We start from the raw sequence: 16,541 nt of genomic DNA on the forward strand, positions 1-16,541 counted from the left end.
CTCACTTCCTCGTCCGCCGGACCGGAGCGCGTCCGGTGGCGGATGCCGCGGCGCGGGTGCTGCGCCGCCGGGGCTTCGACGGCTCCTCGTCCTCGTCGCCGGCCTCGTCCGGTTCCTGTGGCTTCGACTTGGCCCGGGATGCCTTGGGACGGCTCGCGGATTCCGCGGTACGCCGTCGGGCGGCGGGCCGCCGCCGCGCGGGCTTCGGGGCCTCCTCCTCCTCGGCTTCTTCCTCCTCGGCTTCCTCGGCCTCTTCCGGAGCGCCCTCTTCCTCCTCGTCGGCCTCTTCCTCTTCGGCTTCCTCTTCCGGGTACTCCTCCTCCTCGGCGGACTCCTCGGCCGGCTCCTCCTCGTATTCGCCTTCGGCGTACTCGTCTTCGGGTCCCTCGTCGGCGTACTCCTCTTCCTCCGGCTCCTCCTCGGCAGCCTTGGAACGTCCGGCGGCGCGCTGCTGGAGCCGATCGTTGAGCGAATCGATCCGGTTGCTCGCGGCGGTGACCGCGGCCGCGCGGGCGGCGCTCATCAGTTCGCCACGAACCGAATCGGTGATCTTGACGAGTTCCGGTGAGGACCCGACCATCGAGGCCCCACGCTTGAGGATGTCCTGCGGGTTGCTGGGCAGGCGTCCCGTCAGGCCTGCCCCCGCGAGCATCAACGCCAGCCGCATCTTGTGCGTGCGACCGAGGAAGTACCCGATACTCACCCCGGCGGCAACTCGTGCCCCACCTTTCATGACCATTCTCCTTCGCCTGCAAGTGGCCGCGATGCGGGCAGGTTCTCGGCTGCGCACGATGTCTGGTCCGGTGCGTCGGGCCCGCGGTGCGGTTCGAATGTGGTGTAGCCCACACTACGCATTTCAAACATCGGTTCGCTGACGATCAACAGGAATGCGCGTGCGGCACCATCAGGGTGTGATAAAGGACTGATCGGTATGTCCCGGAGGTGTTTCCCGGCGGCACCCCGAGGGTATGACCACCCTCGACGGGGCGCGGCTCCGTCCCCGCAGAAATGCTAAGGAGGGCACCATGGCTCACCTCGCCAACAAGGTGATGCACAAGGCCGAGGAAGTGGTCGGCAAGACCCGGTACAACCTGGGCAAGCGGACCGGAAACAAGAACCTGCAGAGCGTGGGCAGGCGCGGCCAGGTCTCCGGGCGCGTCAAGCAGTTCGGCGACAACCTCACCCACGCGGTAAGGAATGCCCAAGGACGATTCAAGAACAGGTCACATCGTTCCGATCTCCGCTGAGCCTCCCGGCGCGCCGCCGGCGGGTGTCATTCGCAGGCGGCGAAGCCGCAGGCGCGCAGGGCGAACGCCGCCTCGGGCCCGATGATCTCGCCGACCAGGGTCAGGAACCGGTCGACGAACGCGGGCCCGTGCGGCGGCTCCGCCGGATCGTCCGGATCGGACGCATCCAGATGGTGCGCCAGCTCGTGCAGCACCACCAGCTCGCGGAATGCCCACGCGGTGTTCGCGCGGTGCTCCGGGAGCGCGATTGTGGCGCAATCGCTTTCGTAGTGAGCGGCGGCATGGCCGGCGCGTGCGCGGACGCGCACCCGCACCGACGCCCGCGACCAGCGCGCCCGCACCCAGTTCAACGCCAGCACCGAGTCCACGTACGCCTGGACGGAATCAATGGAGGCGAAGCGCCGCTCCACCGGCAGGGTCACCTGCGACCCGGCCAGCTCCACCACCCGGAGTCCGCGCTCGTCGGCGCGGTCGAACATCTTGCGTACCAAGGACTCCGCCTCGTAGACGGCGGTCCTCTGGGTGTCGCGCAGCCGGGTCACCGCGGCAACCGCCGGGCCGGAGTCGGCAGTTCCGGAGTCGTTCCCAGGCGCGCCTGCCGTCCCGCCCGGTCCCCCGCGCGACGGGCGTCGGACGAGTGCCCCACCCCCACCCCCGGCCCGCGCCAGCTGCCGCGCGCCTCGGACGTGCTGCGGTAGAAGTCTCGCAGCTCGATCTGCTTGTCCCGCAGTGCCAGGGCCGTGCCCGGTGCGGCGGCCGCCGCCTCCTGCTCCGCGTCCTGCTTCGCCTCCGCGAGCCGCCGGCCGATCCGCGCCGCGAACGCCGACTGGAAGTTCAGCCGCGCGGTGACGGCCGCGACGGGCCGGCGCACCCGGGCCCGCACCCGCCGTCCCCCGCGGGTCTCGACCACCGTGCGCACCGTCGTCTCCTCCTTGTAGGTGCCCGAGCGCAGGTACGCGTCGGAGGCGCGGACCATCTGCACCAGCAGCGAGGAGTACAGCGCCTCGCACACGTCGATGTCGGAGGCGAAGCCGTAGGCGTAGATCACCGTCGACGTCGTGGTGATGTCGCACTGGACGTCGTTGGCGGCGGCGATCGCCAGGAACAGCTGCGCGTACGTCCGCAACCCCTTCCGGCCGGCCTCGCCGATGGTGATCAGGCGCTGCACGGGGGTGGCCCGGCGCTCCCGGCCCGCCGTGTGGGCACGCGCCACCGCCAGATCCACCGACGCCGCCGTGGCCAGCCGCTGCGCGGCGGCGAGGAACGCGTCGGCCTCGTGGGGGTTGTCGGTGGATTCCGCCTGACGGAGCAGGCCACCGATGCGGGTCAGCATCTTCTCCGAACTCACCCAGGCAGGCTACGCCGTGGTGCCCTTTCGGACCCGTGGTGATCCGAAAGGACACCACGGCGACGGGGTCGCCTATTCTCCTGCCATGGCCCCAGTGACCTTCGACCACGCGACCTGTCTGTTCCCCGGGTCGACCACGCCTGCCGTCGACGCGTTGAACCTGGAGATCGAGGACGGCGAGTTCCTCGTCCTGGTCGGCCCGTCCGGCTGCGGCAAGTCCACCTCCCTGCGGATGCTCGCGGGACTCGAACAGGTGCACAGCGGACGCATCCTCATCGGCGGCCGCGACGTCACGGCGCAGGAGCCCAAGGACCGGGACATCGCGATGGTGTTCCAGAACTACGCCCTCTACCCGCACATGTCCGTCGCCGAGAACATGGGCTTCGCCCTCAAGCTCGCCAAGACGCCGAAGGCGGAGATCCGCGCACGGGTCGAGGAGGTCGCGAAGATGCTCGACCTCGAGCAGTACCTCGACCGCAAGCCCAAGGCGCTGTCCGGTGGGCAGCGGCAGCGTGTCGCCATGGGCCGCGCCATCGTCCGCCAGCCGCAGGTGTTCCTGATGGACGAGCCGCTGTCCAACCTCGACGCGAAGCTGCGCGTGCAGACCCGCACCCAGATCGCGCAGCTGCAGCGCCGCCTCGGCACCACCACCGTCTACGTCACGCACGATCAGGTGGAGGCCATGACGATGGGCGACCGCGTCGCCGTGCTCGACAAGGGGATTCTGCAGCAGTGCGCGTCGCCGCGCGTGCTCTACAACAAGCCCGCCAACGTGTTCGTCGCCGGATTCATGGGCTCGCCGGCGATGAACCTGTTCAGGCTGCCGGTCTTCGACCGCGGGGTGATGCTCGGCGACACCGCCGTGCAGGTGCCGCGCGACGTCGTCGGCCGGGTCACCGAGTCGGAGGTGGTGGTCGGCATCCGTCCCGAGCATTTCGAGATCGCGCCCGACGGCCTGGGGATGGACGTCGACGTCGTCGAGGAACTCGGCTCCGACGCCTACATCTACGGCCGCGCCCAGATCGCCGGCCGCCCGCAGCAGGTCGTCGCGCGCGGGGACTGGCGCAATCCGCCCCACAAGGGCGAGCGGGTGCACCTGCGGTTCGACCCGGACCAGGTGCACGTCTTCACCACATCCGACGGACGTCGCCTGGGCTGAGCCTAGCGGCAGGGCACGACACGGAACCGATCAAGGTCGCGCGGAATCCCTGCAGTCCGGTGCCCTCCATGCCAGAGTAAGGGCCGATGTCGGTGGCCGGGTGCCGCCGACGAGGCTTTTCTCACGATCTCAACGGGGAGTCATTCATGATTCTGAACTCGAAGGCGATGCGCCGCGCGGCGGTCGCGGCGTCCGCCGCGTCGCTGCTGGTGCTCACGGCCTGTTCCTCCGACGGCGGCTCGGACTCGGGCAGCGAAGGGGGCACCGCCGCCGGCGGTGAGGGCCGCGGCCCCATCACGATCGTCGAGGGTCAGGATCCGCTGAACACGGCGCTCGAGAGCATCATCGCCGACTGGAACGCGGAGCACCCGGACGAGCAGGTCACCTTCAAGCCGCTGGGCAAGGAAGCGGACCAGCAGCGCGACGACATCACCCAGCGCATGCAGGCCCAGAGCGACGAGTACGACCTCATCGCCGTGGACGTCACCAACACCGCCGAGTTCGCGGCCAACGGCTGGCTGCGGCCGCTCGAGGGTGACTACGCGATCGAGACCGGCGGCCTGCTGCCCGCCACGGTCGACTCCGCCACCTACAACGGCACCCTGTACGCGGCGCCGAAGAACACCAACGGCGCGTTCCTGTACTACCGCACCGACCTGGTCGACAAGGCCCCCGCCACGTGGGCGGAGCTGAAGGAGCAGTGCCCGAAGGCGCAGGAGGCGGGCATCGACTGCTACGTCGGCCAGTTCAAGAACTACGAGGGCCTGACGGTCAACGTCTCCGAGATCGTCAACGCCTACGGTGGCAGCTTCGTCGCCGAGGACGGCACCACGCCGGCCATCGACGACAAGACCGCCGAGGGGCTGCAGTTCGTCGTCGACTCGTTCAAGGACGGGACCATCCCCGAGGCCGCGCAGACGTACACCGAGGGCGAGTCGCAGAACGCCTTCGGCGAGGGCCGCGCCCTGTTCATGCGCACCTGGCCGGGCTTCTTCACCGACGGTGAGTCCTCGTCGGTCGCCGGCCGCTACGGCATCGCGGTGCTGCCGGGCGTGGACGGCCCCGGCGCCTCCACCCTGGGCGGCTACAACGTCGGCATCAGCGCGTTCTCCGATGCGCCGGCGACCGCCCGCGACTTCCTCGAGTTCATGCAGACGCGCAAGTCGCAGACCTACTACGCCGAGGCCGGTGGCGCGCCGGTCCTCGAGGAGGTCTACGACGACCCGCAGATCCTCGAGCAGTACCCGTACTTCGCGACGCTGAAGGAATCCCTGGCCAACGCGCAGCCGCGTCCGGTCACCCCGTACTACTCGCAGGTCTCCAAGGCCATCCGCGACAACGCCTACGCGGCGATCCGCGGTGAGAAGACGGTGGATCAGGCGCTCGCGGACACCAAGGCCGGCATCGAGACCGCCGGCAACTGATGCAGGAGTAGTACATGGCGAAGCCGCAGGTCGAGCCCGCGGACCAGTCGCCCACCACCACGGTCGGGACCGCAGTGATCGGTCCCGACCGTGGCCGTGGAGGCGGCCGGCACCGGGCTCCCGAGCCCCCCGAGCCGCCGGCCGCGGCAGTGAAGGCGCGCCGGCGGATACCGGTGTGGGCGTTCGTCGCGCCGACACTGGTCGTGCTGGCCGTCGTCATCCTGTATCCGCTCGGCCGGGCGGTGTGGATGTCGTTCCACGGCGACGCGAAGAAGCTCGATCCCGAGACGGGCCGGTTCGTCACCGGCGGCTTCGTCGGCGTCGAGAACTACGTCCGCTGGATCACGCAGAGCTGCGGCACCGCGACGGGCTCGATCCCGTGCCCGCCGGGCACCCTCGGCTCGCAGTTCTGGGGTTCGGTGGGCAACACCTTCTTCTTCACCGTGGTGACGGTGGCGCTGGAGACGGTCATCGGGTTCGCGATGGCGCTGGTGATGGCGAAGTCGTTCCGCGGTCGCGGCCTGCTGCGCGCGTCGGTGCTGGTGCCGTGGGCGATCCCCACCGCGGTCACCGCGAAGCTGTGGTTCTTCATCTTCGCCAACGACGGCATCGCCAACCAGATCCTCGGCACCGAGATCCTGTGGACGGCCGACCCGTGGCCCGCGCGGTTCGCGATCATCGTCGCCGACGTGTGGAAGACCGCTCCGTTCATGGCGCTGCTCATCCTGGCCGGGCTGCAGATGATCCCGTCGGACGTGTACGAGGCCGCCAAGGTCGACGGCGCGTCCGCCTGGCAGCGGTTCACCCAGATCACGCTGCCGCTGGTGAAGCCGGCGCTCATGGTCGCGATCCTGTTCCGCACGATGGACGCGCTGCGCATGTACGACCTGCCCGCCATCATGATGGGCTCCAACCCGGCCACCTCCACCATCTCGGTGCTGGTGGTCGACCAGATGCGCCAGGGCGCGAACTCCGCGTCGGCCCTGTCGACGATCACGTTCCTCATCATCTTCGCGGTGGCGTTCGTCCTGGTCCGGTTCCTCGGCGCCAACGCGGTGCGCACGCAGGAAGAACAGCGGAAGGGGACCCCGACATGAGCCGACCGGGCACCGGCAAGGCCCTGCGCGGCAGCATCGGCACCTACGCCGGCGTCGCACTCATCGTCGTGTGGGGCCTGGCCCCGTGCTACTGGATGATCGTCACCGCGCTGCGCGACCCGGCGGACACGTTCAGCACCACGCCGTGGCCGACGAACCCGACGCTGCAGAACTTCGCGGACGCCCTGGACCCGTCCGCGAAGGTCAACTTCTCCCGGGCGCTGCTCAACAGCGTGATCATCGCCGGGGCCACCACCGCGATCGCGCTGCTGGTCGGTGTCTTCACCGCCTACGCGCTGTCCCGGTTCGACTTCCGCGGCAAGTACTTCGTCACCGGCATCATCCTCGGCGCATCGATGTTCCCCGTCGTCGCACTGGTGACGCCGCTGTTCCAACTGTTCACCGACATCGGCTGGATCGGCAGCTACAAGGCCCTGATCATCCCGAACATCTCGTTCGTGCTGCCGCTGACGATCTACACGCTGACCTCGTTCTTCTCCGAGCTGCCCTGGGAGCTCGAGGAGGCCGCCCGCATGGACGGCGCCAGCCGGGGCCAGGCGTTCCGGATGATCATGCTGCCGCTCGCGGCGCCGGCGCTGTTCACCACCGCGATCCTCGCGTTCATTGCGACCGTCAACGAGTTCCTGCTCATGTCGCAGCTGTCGAGCGAGAAGACCGCCCCGGTGACCGTGGCGATGGCCCGGTTCACCGGGACCGACCCGTATGTGACGCCGTATGCGTCGATCATGGCGGGCGGCACCCTGGTGATGGTGCCGCTGGTGGTGATGGTGCTGATCTTCCAGCGTCGCATCATCGCGGGCCTGACCGCCGGCGGCGTCAAGTCGTGAGCCGCCGGCCGTCGCGCCGGCAGCGGCTCGAGCTGCTGCTCGGGTTCCTGACCATGGTCACGCTGCTGGCGCTGGTCGGTGCGGTCGCCGAGCTGCTGTCCGCCTCGCCCGGGGTGGTCCCGTCGCTGGTGCTGCTCGGGTGCGTGGCGGCGTGGGGGCTGACGTTCCGGGCCTGGCGGCGCGCGGGCTCCTGAGGGGTGCCGTATCGCCGCAGCTCGGAGGCGGTTTGTCCGCCGGGGCGCGCGGGCCGGGCGGTGTCCGCGCGGCCTGCGGTACCCGTCACATCGGGACGGAACTCCGTACCATGCGATCGAGAGGGTGCGATCATTCGTCGGACCCGGATCTTTCCGAGAAAGTGGTACGTGTGAGTTCTACGACCCCGTCGAACCCCCAGCACAGGAAACCCACCGCCGCTGCGAAAGCGCGGCGGTGGCGCATCGTCGGCAACATCGCGCTCGCCGTGGTGGCCGTTCTGGTGCTCGTGCCGGCGCTCGCGTTCGCGGTGGCGTACATGTCGACGGACGTGCCCCGCCCGTCGGACATGAGGACCAATCAGGTCGCGACGGTCTACGCCGCGGACGGTACCACCGAGCTGAGCCGGATCGTGCCACCCGAGGGCAACCGTGTCGAGGTCGACCTCGCGGAGATCCCGGAGCACGTGCGCAACGCCGTGCTCTCGGCCGAGGACCGCAACTTCTACAGCAACCCGGGCTTCTCGGTCAGCGGCTTCGCTCGCGCGGCCCGCGACAACGTGCTCGGCAAGGAAACCGCCGGCGGCGGGTCCACCATCACCCAGCAATACGTCAAGAACGTGCTCGTCGGCGCCGACCGGACCGTCACCCGCAAGATGCGGGAGCTGGTGATCTCGACGAAGATGGCCAGGCAGTGGTCCAAGGACGAGATCCTGCAGTCGTACCTGAACACCATCTACTTCGGCCGCGGCGCCTACGGCATCGCCGCCGCCGCGCAGGCGTACTTCGGCAAGCCGGTCGGGGAGCTGTCGGTGGCCGAGGGCGCTGTGCTCGCCGGAGTGATCCAGACCCCGTCGGCGCTCGACCCCGAGTTCAACCGGCCGGCGATCGAGGCGCGCTGGAAGTACGTCCTCGACGGCATGGTCGAGATGGGCGAACTCGACACCGCCGAACGCGACGCCCAGGAGTTCCCCCCGACGGTGCCGGCCGCGCAGGCGACGCAGGCCAACGAGGCCGGCGGGCCGGAGGGGCTGCTGCGCACCCAGGTGATCCGCGAGCTCGAGGCGGCGGGCATCAGCGGCCAGGTGCTCAGCACCGAGGGCCTGCAGATCACGACGACGATCGATCCGCGGGCGCAGCAGGCGGCGATCGACTCGGCTCGCGAGACCCTCGAGGGCGAACCGGCGAACCTGCGCACGGCTGTCGTGTCGATCGATCCGCGCACCGGCGCGGTCCGGGCGTACTACGGCGGCGAGGAGGGCGCCGGGTTCGACTTCGCGCAGGCACCCGTGCAGACCGGCTCGGCGTTCAAGGTGTTCGGCCTCGTCGCGGCGCTGAAGGACGGCATCGGCCTGAACGCCCGGTTCAGCAGCGCTCCGCTGACCGTCGGCAATCTCGAGATCGGCAACGTCGAGGGCGAGTCGTGCGGCGTGTGCACCATCGCGGAGGCGCTGAAGCGGTCGCTGAACACCAGCTTCTACCGGCTGATGCTGGCCATGGAGGACGGGCCGCAGAAGATCGCCGACGCCGCCCACGAGGCCGGCATCCCGCTCGAGATTCCCGGCATCGAGGGCCCCACGCTCAGCCACAACGGCGGCGCGCCGGAGGGCGGCATCGTGCTGGGCCAGTACCAGTCGCGGGTGATCGACATGTCGTCGGCGTACGCCACGCTCGCCGCGTCGGGGACCTACCACCAGCCGTACTTCGTGCAGCGGGTCGTCAACGCGGAGGGCGAGGTGCTGCTGGACCGGCCCGCGTCCCCGGGCGAGCAGCGCCTCGACCCGGCCGTCGCGGACAACGTCACGCAGGCGATGCAGCCGATCGCCGCGTACTCGCGCGGACACGCGCTCGCGGGCGGGCGGCCGTCGGCGGCGAAGACCGGGACCACCCAGCTCGGTGACACCGGCCTGAACAAGGACGCCTGGATGGTCGGGTACACCCCGTCGCTGTCGACCGCGGTGTGGGTCGGCACGCCGGACGGCACCGCGATCACGAACAGCTGGGGTGGGTCGATCTACGGTTCGATGCTGCCGTCGGACATCTGGAAGGGCACGATGGACGGTGCCCTCGAGGGCACCGAGGTCGAGAGCTTCCCGTGGCCCGAGCCGATCGGCGGGCAGGCGGGCGTGCCCGTCGACACCGGGGTGACGGCCCCGTCGAACAACGCCCCGGCGCCCGTGCAGTTGCCCCAGCTGCAGCTGCCGGAGCTGCCGCCGATCACGATCCCGGCGCCGCCGGTGGAGCTGCCGCCGGAGATCCAGGTGCCGCAGCAGATCGAGGTCCTGCCGGGCGTGACGATCCAGATTCCCGGATAGGTGATGGCGCCGCCGTGGGGGTGAGCGGTACCGCCGCCGGACCCCCGGGTCGGACCGGCCCGGGGTCCGAGAGACGCCACGGTCGCGCCGCGGCCTCGAACGTGGCGAACGCCTGCGCGGCCGTCAGCTCGCCCGCGGCGACAGGACCGAACAGGCCGACGATCCCCCACGCGAGGAACCGCACCGCCGGATCGCACTCCGCCTCCCCCGCCTCGCACTGTTCGCGCAGGTGGCCGGCGAGGACCTCGTGGACCATGTGGGTGGTGGCGCGCACGAGCACGGCGTCGCTGCGCCGGCCGGCCAGCGCCTCGTACAACCGCGGGTGCTGCTCGCACAGGTCGAACACGGTGCGCACCGGTCCCCACGGCGTCCGCCGTCCCCGAGCGCGTTCCTCGACGGCCCGCTGCACGTATTCGGTGCAGCTGACCACCAGCAGGTCGTCCTTGTCGCGGAAGTGGTGGTAGAACGTGGAGCGGCCGACGTCGGCGCGATCGAGGATGTCGCGGACGGAGACGCGGTCGTAGCCCTTCTCGGTGAGCAACTCGATCAGCGCTCGGTGCAGTTCGTTGCGGGTCCGTCGGACCCGGCGGTCCTCGGTGGGCGGCACGGGTTCTCCTGCGGTCGTCGGCGTTACCGCACATTGTGCGCCCGAGTGTCCGGAACCGGACACTTTCCGGGGTTTCGCTCCTGGCGTCGCGCGGCGACCGTCGTAACCATGGAGCCATGAGACACAACGACTTCCAGCGACAGTCCACCGTCCACGACGACGGACCGGGGGTGCTGATCACCCGGGTCCGTGGTTATGCCGCCTTCAACACGATCTTCTTCGCCGGTCGGCGATCGCGGGTCGACGCCGCGGCGGCGGACCTGCTCGGCCTCCAGCGCGGGCAGGCCGTTCTCGACATCGGTTGCGGACCGGGGGCATTCGCCCGCGTTCTGGCCGAGCGGGTCGGTCCCACGGGGCACGTGGTGGGGGTGGACCCGTCGCGGCAGATGATCGACCACGCGACCGCACGGGCGCGAAGGCTGCTCCACTGCGAGTTCCGCGTCGGTACGGCGCAGGAGCTCGACGACCCCGACGAGTCGTTCGACGCGGTGACCGCGACGTTCTCGATGCACCACATCCCCGAAAGCCGGCGCGACGACGCGCTGGCCCAGTTCTTCCGGGTGCTCCGTCCGGGCGGCCGGTTGCTGCTCGCCGACATGTACCCCACCGACCGGATCCGCCCGATCACGGTGCGGGTCCTGACCCGTGCGATGCGCCACCGTCACGACGAGGCCGGCGCATCGGACGTCGCCCGGGCGGTCGACCCGATCGCCGCCGTCGACGTCCGCAACTACGCCGGCGCACTGCGGAGGGCCGGATTCGACGAGCCGGCCTTCCACGAGATCCGGCCGTCGACCGGCTGCCTGGTGGCGGTCAGACCCGGTCCTCGCGGATTAGCCGGACGGCATGGTCGACGACGTCGTCGACCGACACGGACGGCTCGGCGGTCCGGTCTATCGAGAGCGACTCGACCATCGCCCACCAGCCCCGCAACCGCATGATCGTCCATGCGTCGCCCTCGGTGCCGAGCGCGGTCAGGGTCCGTTCGACCATGGTGCCCCGCATGGCCTCGCGGATCTCCCGGATCTGTGGGTCGGCGCCGAATCCGCCGTGGAACAGCGCCTGATAGTTCTGCCCGTGCCGGTCGATGAACGAGACGAAGGCATACACGACGGCGCGCAACGGATCGGTGTCGTCGGGATCGGGGACCGCGGCCCGCAGCAGGCGCCGCGCGGCCGCGGCCACGACGGCGACGTAGAAGTCCTGTTTGGTGGGGAAGTAGCGGAACAGCAGACCCCGGGAGATCCCGGCGATCTCGGCGACCCGGTCGACGGACAACGCATGGATGGGCCGGGCGGCCAGTTCCTGCAGGCCGATGGCGACGAGCTGGCGTTTGCGTTCCTCCGGAGGCAGGCGCCGCCGCTTCTCGGTGCTCACGGATGGTCCCTCCCTCTTGATGGTGTGCTGCGCGCCCGGCTAGTCTAACTAAGCATTGCTCAGTTAGAGCCACGGAGGCCTCATGGATTTCGGTCAATCGGAACGCTCGCGCGAGTATCTCGAGCGGCTGCGCAGCTTCGTCGCCACCGAGGTGGTGCCCGTGGAGGAGCGGCTGCGCCGGGAGCGGGTCGCCCCCTTCGCGGCGCGCGGCGACAGCTCGGGTGCCGCGACGTGGTCGGTGCCCGACGAGTTCCGCGAACTGCAGCGCAAGGCCCGCGCCCAGGGCCTGTGGAACCTCTTCCTCCCCGATTCCGAACTCGGTGCGGGCCTGTCGAACATCGAATACGCCCCCCTGGCGGAGGAGATGGGCCGCTCCCCGTTCCGGTCGTCGATCTTCAACTGCGACGCCCCGGACACCGGCAACATGGAGGTGCTCTACCACTACGGCAGCCCCGAACAGAAGGAACGCTGGCTGCGTCCCCTCCTCGACGGCGAGATCCGCTCGGCGTTCTGCATGACCGAGCCCGGTGTCGCGTCCTCGGACGCGACGAACATGGCGGCCACCGCCGTCGTCGAGGGCGACGAGGTGGTGCTCAACGGAAGCAAGTGGTGGAGCACGGGCATCGGCAGCCCCGACTGCAAGATCCTCATCTTCATGGGCCTCACCGACCCGCACGCACCCAAGCACCAGCAGCACTCGATGGTGCTGGTGCCGATCGACACCCCCGGGGTGAGGGTCGAGCGGATGCTGTCCGCCATGGGCTTCTACGACGAGCCCGGCGGCCACGGCGAGGTGTCGTTCACCGACGTGCGCCTGCCGCTCGACGCGATCATCGCCGGCCCCGGCCGCGGATTCGAGATCGCCCAGGGACGCCTCGGTCCCGGCCGCGTCCACCACTGCATGCGCCTGATCGGGCTCGCCGAGCACGCCCTCGAACTCGCCTGCCGCCGGGGCCTCGACCGCGTCGCGTTCGGCAAGCCCCTGGTCAACCTCGGCGGCAACCGCGAGCGCATCGCCGACGCCCGCATCGCGATCAATCAGCTGCGGCTGCTCGTGCTGAACACCGCCTGGCTGCTCGACACCCAGGGCCTGTCCGGCGCGCGTTCCGCCGTCTCCGAGATCAAGGTCGCCACCCCGCGCGTGGTGCAGCAGGTGATCGACTTCGCCATCCAGATCCATGGCGGCGCAGGTCTTTCGGACGACTTCCCGCTCGCCGGTGCCTGGACGGCCGCGCGGGCGCTGCGCCTGGCCGACGGCCCTGACGAGGTGCACCAGGGCCTGGTGGCCCGCTTCGAACTCGGCAAGTACAACAACCCGGAGGGGCGCAAGTGACGATTCCCGACAACGCCCGCGCCGTCCGCGACGAGGACGCCTTCGACGTCGCGGCCGTCGCGGCCTGGCTCGGCGAGCACGCCGGCATCGCCGGGACCCCCGAGGTCCACCAGTTCTCCGGTGGCGCTTCGAATCTCACCTATCTGTTGCGCTACCCCGACCGGGACCTCGTGCTGCGCCGGCCGCCGGTGGGAGCCAAGCCGTCCTCCGGTCACGACATGGTCCGCGAGTACCGCATCCAGTCGCTGCTCGCGCCCGCCTACCGGTACGTGCCGCGCATGGTCGGCCTGTGCACCGACCACAGCGTGCTCGGCAGCGACTTCTACGTGATGGAGCGGGTACCGGGGACGATCCTGCGGGCGAACCCGCCGGCCGAGCTCGACCTGACACCCGAGCGCACCCGCACGCTGTGCCTGCGGATCGTCGACCTGCTCGTCGAACTGCACGGCGTCGACCCCGCGTCCACGGGTCTGAGCGAATTCAGTCGCGGCTCGGGGTATGTCGCGCGCCAGGTCGCGGGATGGACCGCGCGCTACGAGAAGGCGCGCACCGAGAACGTCCCGGACTTCGCGCGGGTCACCAAGTGGCTGGACGAGACCCAGCCCGCCGACGTGGCATCGGCGGTCATCCACGGGGACTTCCGGCTCGACAACGTGGTGCTCGACGAGCACGACCCGCTGCAGCCCGTCGCGGTGCTGGACTGGGAGCTGGCCACCGTCGGCGATCCGCTCATGGATCTCGGCTCGTCCCTCGCCTACTGGGTGCAGGCGGACGACGATCCGATGCTGGTCGCCACCAAGCGGCAGCCGTCGGACCTGCCGGGCATGCTCACCCGCCGCGAGATCGTCGACTACTACTCGCAGAAGACCGGCCTTGCCGTGGACAACTGGGGCTTCTACGAGGTCTTCGGGCTCTTCCGGCTCGCGGTGATCGCCCAGCAGATCTACTACCGCTACCACCACGGGCAGACCACCAACCCGGCGTTCAAGGACTTCTGGGTGATCGTCGGCTACCTGGACTCGCGGTGCAACACGCTGATCGACGAGATCGAGGGGGGACGCGCATGAGCACGCGGAGGAACATCCTGATCACCGGCGCGAGCTCCGGCCTCGGCGCCGGCATGGCCCGCGAATTCGCCGCGCGGGGACGCAACCTCGCCCTCGCGGCGCGACGGATCGAGCGACTCGAGGAGTTGCGCGACGAACTGCTCGCGAAGCACCCGGGCATCACCGTCGCGGTGCGGCGGCTCGACGTGGACCGGCACGAGGACGTGTTCACGGTGTTCCGGGAGTTCGACGACGAACTCGGCGGCCTCGACCGGGTGATCGTCAACGCGGGCCTGGGCAAGGGACAGCCGCTGGGCACGGGCTACTTCCGCGCCAATGCGCAGACGGCGAACACCAATTTCCTGGGCGCACTGGCGCAGAGCGAGGCCGCCCTCGAGCTCATGCGCCCCCGCAACGCCGGTCACGTGGTGCTGATCTCGTCGGTGAGTGCGGTGCGCGGGATGCCGCGCAATCTCACGACGTACGCGGCGTCGAAGGCCGCCGTCGCGGCGCTCGGCGAGGGCATGCGTGCGGACCTGGCCCGCACGGGCATCCGGGTGAGCACGATCTTCCCGGGGTTCATCCGCTCGGAGATCAACGAGAAGGTCGAGAACGTGCCGTTCATCGTCGACACCGAGACCGGGTGCCGCGCGCTGGCGGCCGCGATCGAGAAGGAACCGCACAAGGCGTACGTCCCGAGCTGGCCGTGGACGCCGCTCGCCTATGCGATGAAGGTGCTGCCGCTGTCCGTCGTCAGCCGGATGGTGTGAGTTCCCGCCCCCGACGCGAAGTGGCCGAATGTCACATTCCTTCAGTTGGATCGAAGGAATGTGACATTCGGCCACAGAGGCGGTGGAAGCCGCGGATCAGGCGTCGGCGCCGATGATGAAGGCCTCGAGCTCGGCGCGAGCCTTGTCGTCGGCCATCTGGACCGGCGGGGACTTCATCAGGTAGGCGGAGGCCGGCAGCACGGGGCCGCCGATGCCGCGGTCCTTGGCGATCTTCGCGGCGCGGATGGCGTCGATGATGATGCCGGCCGAGTTGGGCGAGTCCCACACCTCGAGCTTGTACTCGAGGTTCAGCGGCACGTCACCGAAGGCGCGGCCCTCGAGGCGGACGTACGCCCACTTGCGGTCGTCGAGCCAGCCGACGTGGTCGGACGGGCCGATGTGGACGTCGTTGGCGCCCATCTCCTTCTTGAGGTTGGAGGTGACGGCCTGGGTCTTGGAGATCTTCTTCGACTCGAGGCGCTCACGCTCGAGCATGTTCTTGAAGTCCATGTTGCCGCCGACGTTGAGCTGCATGGTGCGGTCGAGCTGCACACCGCGGTCCTCGAACAGCTTCGCCATCACGCGGTGGGTGATGGTGGCGCCGACCTGCGACTTGATGTCGTCGCCGACGATCGGGACGCCGGCCTCGGTGAACTTGGCGGCCCACTCCGGGTCGGAGGCGATGAACACGGGCAGCGCGTTGACGAAGGCGACGCCGGCGTCGATGCAGCACTGGGCGTAGAACTTGTCGGCCTCTTCGGAACCGACGGGCAGGTAGGACACGAGCACGTCGACCTTCGCGTCCTTCAGTGCCTGCACGACGTCCACGGGCTCGGCCTCGGAGAGCTCGATGGTCTCGGCGTAGTACTTGCCGATGCCGTCGAGGGTGTGGCCGCGCTGGACGGTGACGCCGCTCGGCGGCACGTCGGCGATCTTGATGGTGTTGTTCTCGCTGGCGAAGATCGCCTCGGAGAGGTCGAAGCCGACCTTCTTCGCGTCCACGTCGAACGCGGCGACGAACTGGACGTCGCGCACGTGGTACCGGCCGAACTCGACATGCATCAGGCCCGGAACGGTGGTGCCCGCCTCCGCGTCCTTGTAGTACTCGACGCCCTGGACCAGGGACGAGGCACAGTTCCCCACGCCTACAATGGCCACGCGCACCGAGGTGCTGTTCTCACCCATGGTCGGGTTCTCCTTCTGTGTTGCGTTGTGCTGTCGACTGCTCGGCGGCGATCAATTCGTTGAGCCAGCGGACCTCGCGCTCGCTCGACTCGAGCCCGAGCTGATGAAGCTGACGGGTGTAGCGGTCCAAGGTGCCGCTCGCCCGCCCGATTGCGTCGCGGAGCCCTTCTCTGCGCTCCTCGACCTGGCGGCGCCTGCCCTCGAGGATCCGCATCCGCGCCTCGGCGGGGGTGCGGCTGAAGAAGGCGAGGTGCACGCCGAAACCGTCGTCGGTGTAGTTCTGCGGCCCGGTGTCGGCCACCAGCTCGGAGAAGCGCTTACGGCCCTCCGGGGTGAGCTGGTACACGCGACGGGCTCGTCGCATGACGGTGCCGGGTGCTCCCGAGTCCTCCTCGATGAGTCCGTCGGCCTGCATACGTCGCAGCGTCGGGTAGAGGGAACCGTAGGAAAAGGCGCGGAACGCGCCGAGCAGTCCGGTCAGTCGTTTGCGGAGCTCGTAGCCGTGCATGGGCGACTCGAGGAGCAGCCCGAGGATTGCCAGCTCGAGCAAAGGGCCTCCTCCACCGTGTCGATGAACTTATCCGAGTGATGCGA

General features: G+C 69.6%; 17 protein-coding genes and 1 pseudogene. 11 read left to right on the forward strand and 7 right to left on the reverse strand.

Annotated features, from left to right (window positions below; all coding sequences use genetic code 11):
* Position 1: 1 nt before the first annotated feature.
* A complete protein-coding gene (locus A4U64_RS25135) occupies positions 2-733 on the reverse strand; it encodes a hypothetical protein (RefSeq protein ID WP_029546724.1) in 732 nt (243 codons plus the stop codon).
* A gap of 292 nt (positions 734-1,025) precedes the next feature.
* Here A4U64_RS25135 and A4U64_RS25140 point away from each other — a divergent pair, with 292 nt between their 5' ends.
* Complete coding sequence (locus tag A4U64_RS25140; RefSeq protein WP_029546723.1) at positions 1,026-1,247, forward strand: CsbD family protein; 222 nt, start codon at positions 1,026-1,028, stop codon at positions 1,245-1,247.
* A 26-nt stretch (positions 1,248-1,273) separates the two neighbouring features.
* Here the strand turns inward: A4U64_RS25140 and A4U64_RS25145 are convergent, their stop codons facing one another.
* Both A4U64_RS25145 and A4U64_RS25150 read right to left on the reverse strand, forming a co-directional pair.
* Positions 1,274-1,789, reverse strand: coding sequence for a TIGR04338 family metallohydrolase (locus A4U64_RS25145; protein ID WP_006932256.1), 516 nt, complete (start codon positions 1,787-1,789; stop codon positions 1,274-1,276).
* Positions 1,786-2,595: a DUF2786 domain-containing protein gene (locus A4U64_RS25150; RefSeq protein WP_065923284.1), complete on the reverse strand. Its 810-nt coding sequence runs from the start codon at positions 2,593-2,595 to the stop codon at positions 1,786-1,788. The genes A4U64_RS25145 and A4U64_RS25150 overlap by 4 nt, the downstream gene beginning before the upstream one ends.
* A gap of 85 nt (positions 2,596-2,680) precedes the next feature.
* Between A4U64_RS25150 and A4U64_RS25155 the strand changes: the two genes are divergently transcribed.
* The 6 genes from A4U64_RS25155 (at position 2,681) to A4U64_RS25180 (ending at position 9,629) form a co-directional block, all read left to right on the forward strand.
* Complete coding sequence (locus A4U64_RS25155) at positions 2,681-3,754, forward strand: ABC transporter ATP-binding protein (RefSeq protein ID WP_029546720.1); 1,074 nt, start codon at positions 2,681-2,683, stop codon at positions 3,752-3,754.
* Positions 3,755-3,900: 146 nt separating this feature from the next.
* Positions 3,901-5,178 carry an ABC transporter substrate-binding protein gene (locus A4U64_RS25160; protein ID WP_006932272.1) on the forward strand — a complete coding sequence of 426 codons (1,278 nt, stop codon included), beginning with the start codon at positions 3,901-3,903 and terminating at the stop codon, positions 5,176-5,178.
* Positions 5,179-5,192: 14 nt separating this feature from the next.
* Complete coding sequence (locus tag A4U64_RS25165) at positions 5,193-6,275, forward strand: carbohydrate ABC transporter permease (protein WP_065923285.1); 1,083 nt, start codon at positions 5,193-5,195, stop codon at positions 6,273-6,275.
* Positions 6,272-7,123 carry a carbohydrate ABC transporter permease gene (locus tag A4U64_RS25170; protein ID WP_006932281.1) on the forward strand — a complete coding sequence of 284 codons (852 nt, stop codon included), beginning with the start codon at positions 6,272-6,274 and terminating at the stop codon, positions 7,121-7,123. The genes A4U64_RS25165 and A4U64_RS25170 overlap by 4 nt, the downstream gene beginning before the upstream one ends.
* On the forward strand, positions 7,120-7,317 hold the full coding sequence (locus tag A4U64_RS25175; protein WP_006932283.1) for a hypothetical protein: 198 nt from the start codon (positions 7,120-7,122) through the stop codon (positions 7,315-7,317). The genes A4U64_RS25170 and A4U64_RS25175 overlap by 4 nt, the downstream gene beginning before the upstream one ends.
* Positions 7,318-7,427: 110 nt before the next feature.
* On the forward strand, positions 7,428-9,629 hold the full coding sequence (locus A4U64_RS25180) for a transglycosylase domain-containing protein (protein ID WP_442971930.1): 2,202 nt from the start codon (positions 7,428-7,430) through the stop codon (positions 9,627-9,629).
* On the opposite strand, the gene A4U64_RS25185 is transcribed toward A4U64_RS25180, so the two are convergent.
* Entirely contained in the window at positions 9,532-10,236 is a 705-nt protein-coding gene (locus tag A4U64_RS25185; protein WP_065923287.1) for a TetR/AcrR family transcriptional regulator, read from the reverse strand. The genes A4U64_RS25180 and A4U64_RS25185 overlap by 98 nt on opposite strands.
* A 116-nt stretch (positions 10,237-10,352) precedes the next feature.
* Between A4U64_RS25185 and A4U64_RS28955 the strand changes: the two are divergent.
* A pseudogene (locus tag A4U64_RS28955) lies at positions 10,353-10,826 on the forward strand (class I SAM-dependent methyltransferase); the annotation flags it as partial.
* A gap of 223 nt (positions 10,827-11,049) precedes the next feature.
* Here the strand turns inward: A4U64_RS28955 and A4U64_RS25190 are convergent.
* The gene (locus tag A4U64_RS25190; protein ID WP_006932287.1) at positions 11,050-11,613 is read right to left on the reverse strand and encodes a TetR/AcrR family transcriptional regulator; all 564 of its coding nucleotides are present in this window, start codon (positions 11,611-11,613) and stop codon (positions 11,050-11,052) included.
* An 82-nt stretch (positions 11,614-11,695) separates the two neighbouring features.
* Between A4U64_RS25190 and A4U64_RS25195 the strand changes: the two genes are divergently transcribed.
* Genes A4U64_RS25195 through A4U64_RS25205 form a run of 3 tightly spaced genes read left to right on the forward strand, consistent with a single transcriptional unit; the run spans position 11,696 to position 14,762 of the window.
* Positions 11,696-12,946: an acyl-CoA dehydrogenase family protein gene (locus A4U64_RS25195; protein WP_065923288.1), complete on the forward strand. Its 1,251-nt coding sequence runs from the start codon at positions 11,696-11,698 to the stop codon at positions 12,944-12,946.
* Complete coding sequence (locus tag A4U64_RS25200) at positions 12,943-14,013, forward strand: phosphotransferase family protein (protein WP_043800920.1); 1,071 nt, start codon at positions 12,943-12,945, stop codon at positions 14,011-14,013. Before A4U64_RS25195 ends, A4U64_RS25200 begins: the two co-directional genes overlap by 4 nt.
* Positions 14,010-14,762, forward strand: a complete 753-nt coding sequence (locus A4U64_RS25205) for an SDR family oxidoreductase (RefSeq protein ID WP_006932290.1) — start codon at positions 14,010-14,012, stop codon at positions 14,760-14,762. Before A4U64_RS25200 ends, A4U64_RS25205 begins: the two co-directional genes overlap by 4 nt.
* A gap of 96 nt (positions 14,763-14,858) precedes the next feature.
* On the opposite strand, the gene A4U64_RS25210 is transcribed toward A4U64_RS25205, so the two are convergent.
* Positions 14,859-15,947: an inositol-3-phosphate synthase gene (locus A4U64_RS25210; RefSeq protein ID WP_006932291.1), complete on the reverse strand. Its 1,089-nt coding sequence runs from the start codon at positions 15,945-15,947 to the stop codon at positions 14,859-14,861.
* Entirely contained in the window at positions 15,940-16,497 is a 558-nt protein-coding gene (locus A4U64_RS25215) for a PadR family transcriptional regulator (RefSeq protein WP_006932293.1), read from the reverse strand. Before A4U64_RS25215 ends, A4U64_RS25210 begins: the two co-directional genes overlap by 8 nt.
* Positions 16,498-16,541 lie beyond the last annotated feature (44 nt).

The organism is Rhodococcus sp. WB1 (assembly GCF_001700945.1).
Taxonomy (GTDB): domain Bacteria; phylum Actinomycetota; class Actinomycetes; order Mycobacteriales; family Mycobacteriaceae; genus Rhodococcus; species Rhodococcus aetherivorans.

What these genes read in the sequence shown, in the direction of transcription:
- A4U64_RS25135 (WP_029546724.1), bottom strand. Translation starts at nt 733, where the DNA reads ATGAAAGGTGGGGCACGAGTTGCCGCCGGGGTGAGTATCGGGTACTTC.
- A4U64_RS25140 (WP_029546723.1), top strand. Translation starts at nt 1,026, where the DNA reads ATGGCTCACCTCGCCAACAAGGTGATGCACAAGGCCGAGGAAGTGGTC.
- A4U64_RS25155 (WP_029546720.1), top strand. Translation starts at nt 2,681, where the DNA reads ATGGCCCCAGTGACCTTCGACCACGCGACCTGTCTGTTCCCCGGGTCG.
- A4U64_RS25160 (WP_006932272.1), top strand. Translation starts at nt 3,901, where the DNA reads ATGATTCTGAACTCGAAGGCGATGCGCCGCGCGGCGGTCGCGGCGTCC.
- A4U64_RS25165 (WP_065923285.1), top strand. Translation starts at nt 5,193, where the DNA reads ATGGCGAAGCCGCAGGTCGAGCCCGCGGACCAGTCGCCCACCACCACG.
- A4U64_RS25170 (WP_006932281.1), top strand. Translation starts at nt 6,272, where the DNA reads ATGAGCCGACCGGGCACCGGCAAGGCCCTGCGCGGCAGCATCGGCACC.
- A4U64_RS25180 (WP_442971930.1), top strand. Translation starts at nt 7,428, where the DNA reads ATGCGATCGAGAGGGTGCGATCATTCGTCGGACCCGGATCTTTCCGAG.
- A4U64_RS25195 (WP_065923288.1), top strand. Translation starts at nt 11,696, where the DNA reads ATGGATTTCGGTCAATCGGAACGCTCGCGCGAGTATCTCGAGCGGCTG.
- A4U64_RS25205 (WP_006932290.1), top strand. Translation starts at nt 14,010, where the DNA reads ATGAGCACGCGGAGGAACATCCTGATCACCGGCGCGAGCTCCGGCCTC.
- A4U64_RS25210 (WP_006932291.1), bottom strand. Translation starts at nt 15,947, where the DNA reads ATGGGTGAGAACAGCACCTCGGTGCGCGTGGCCATTGTAGGCGTGGGG.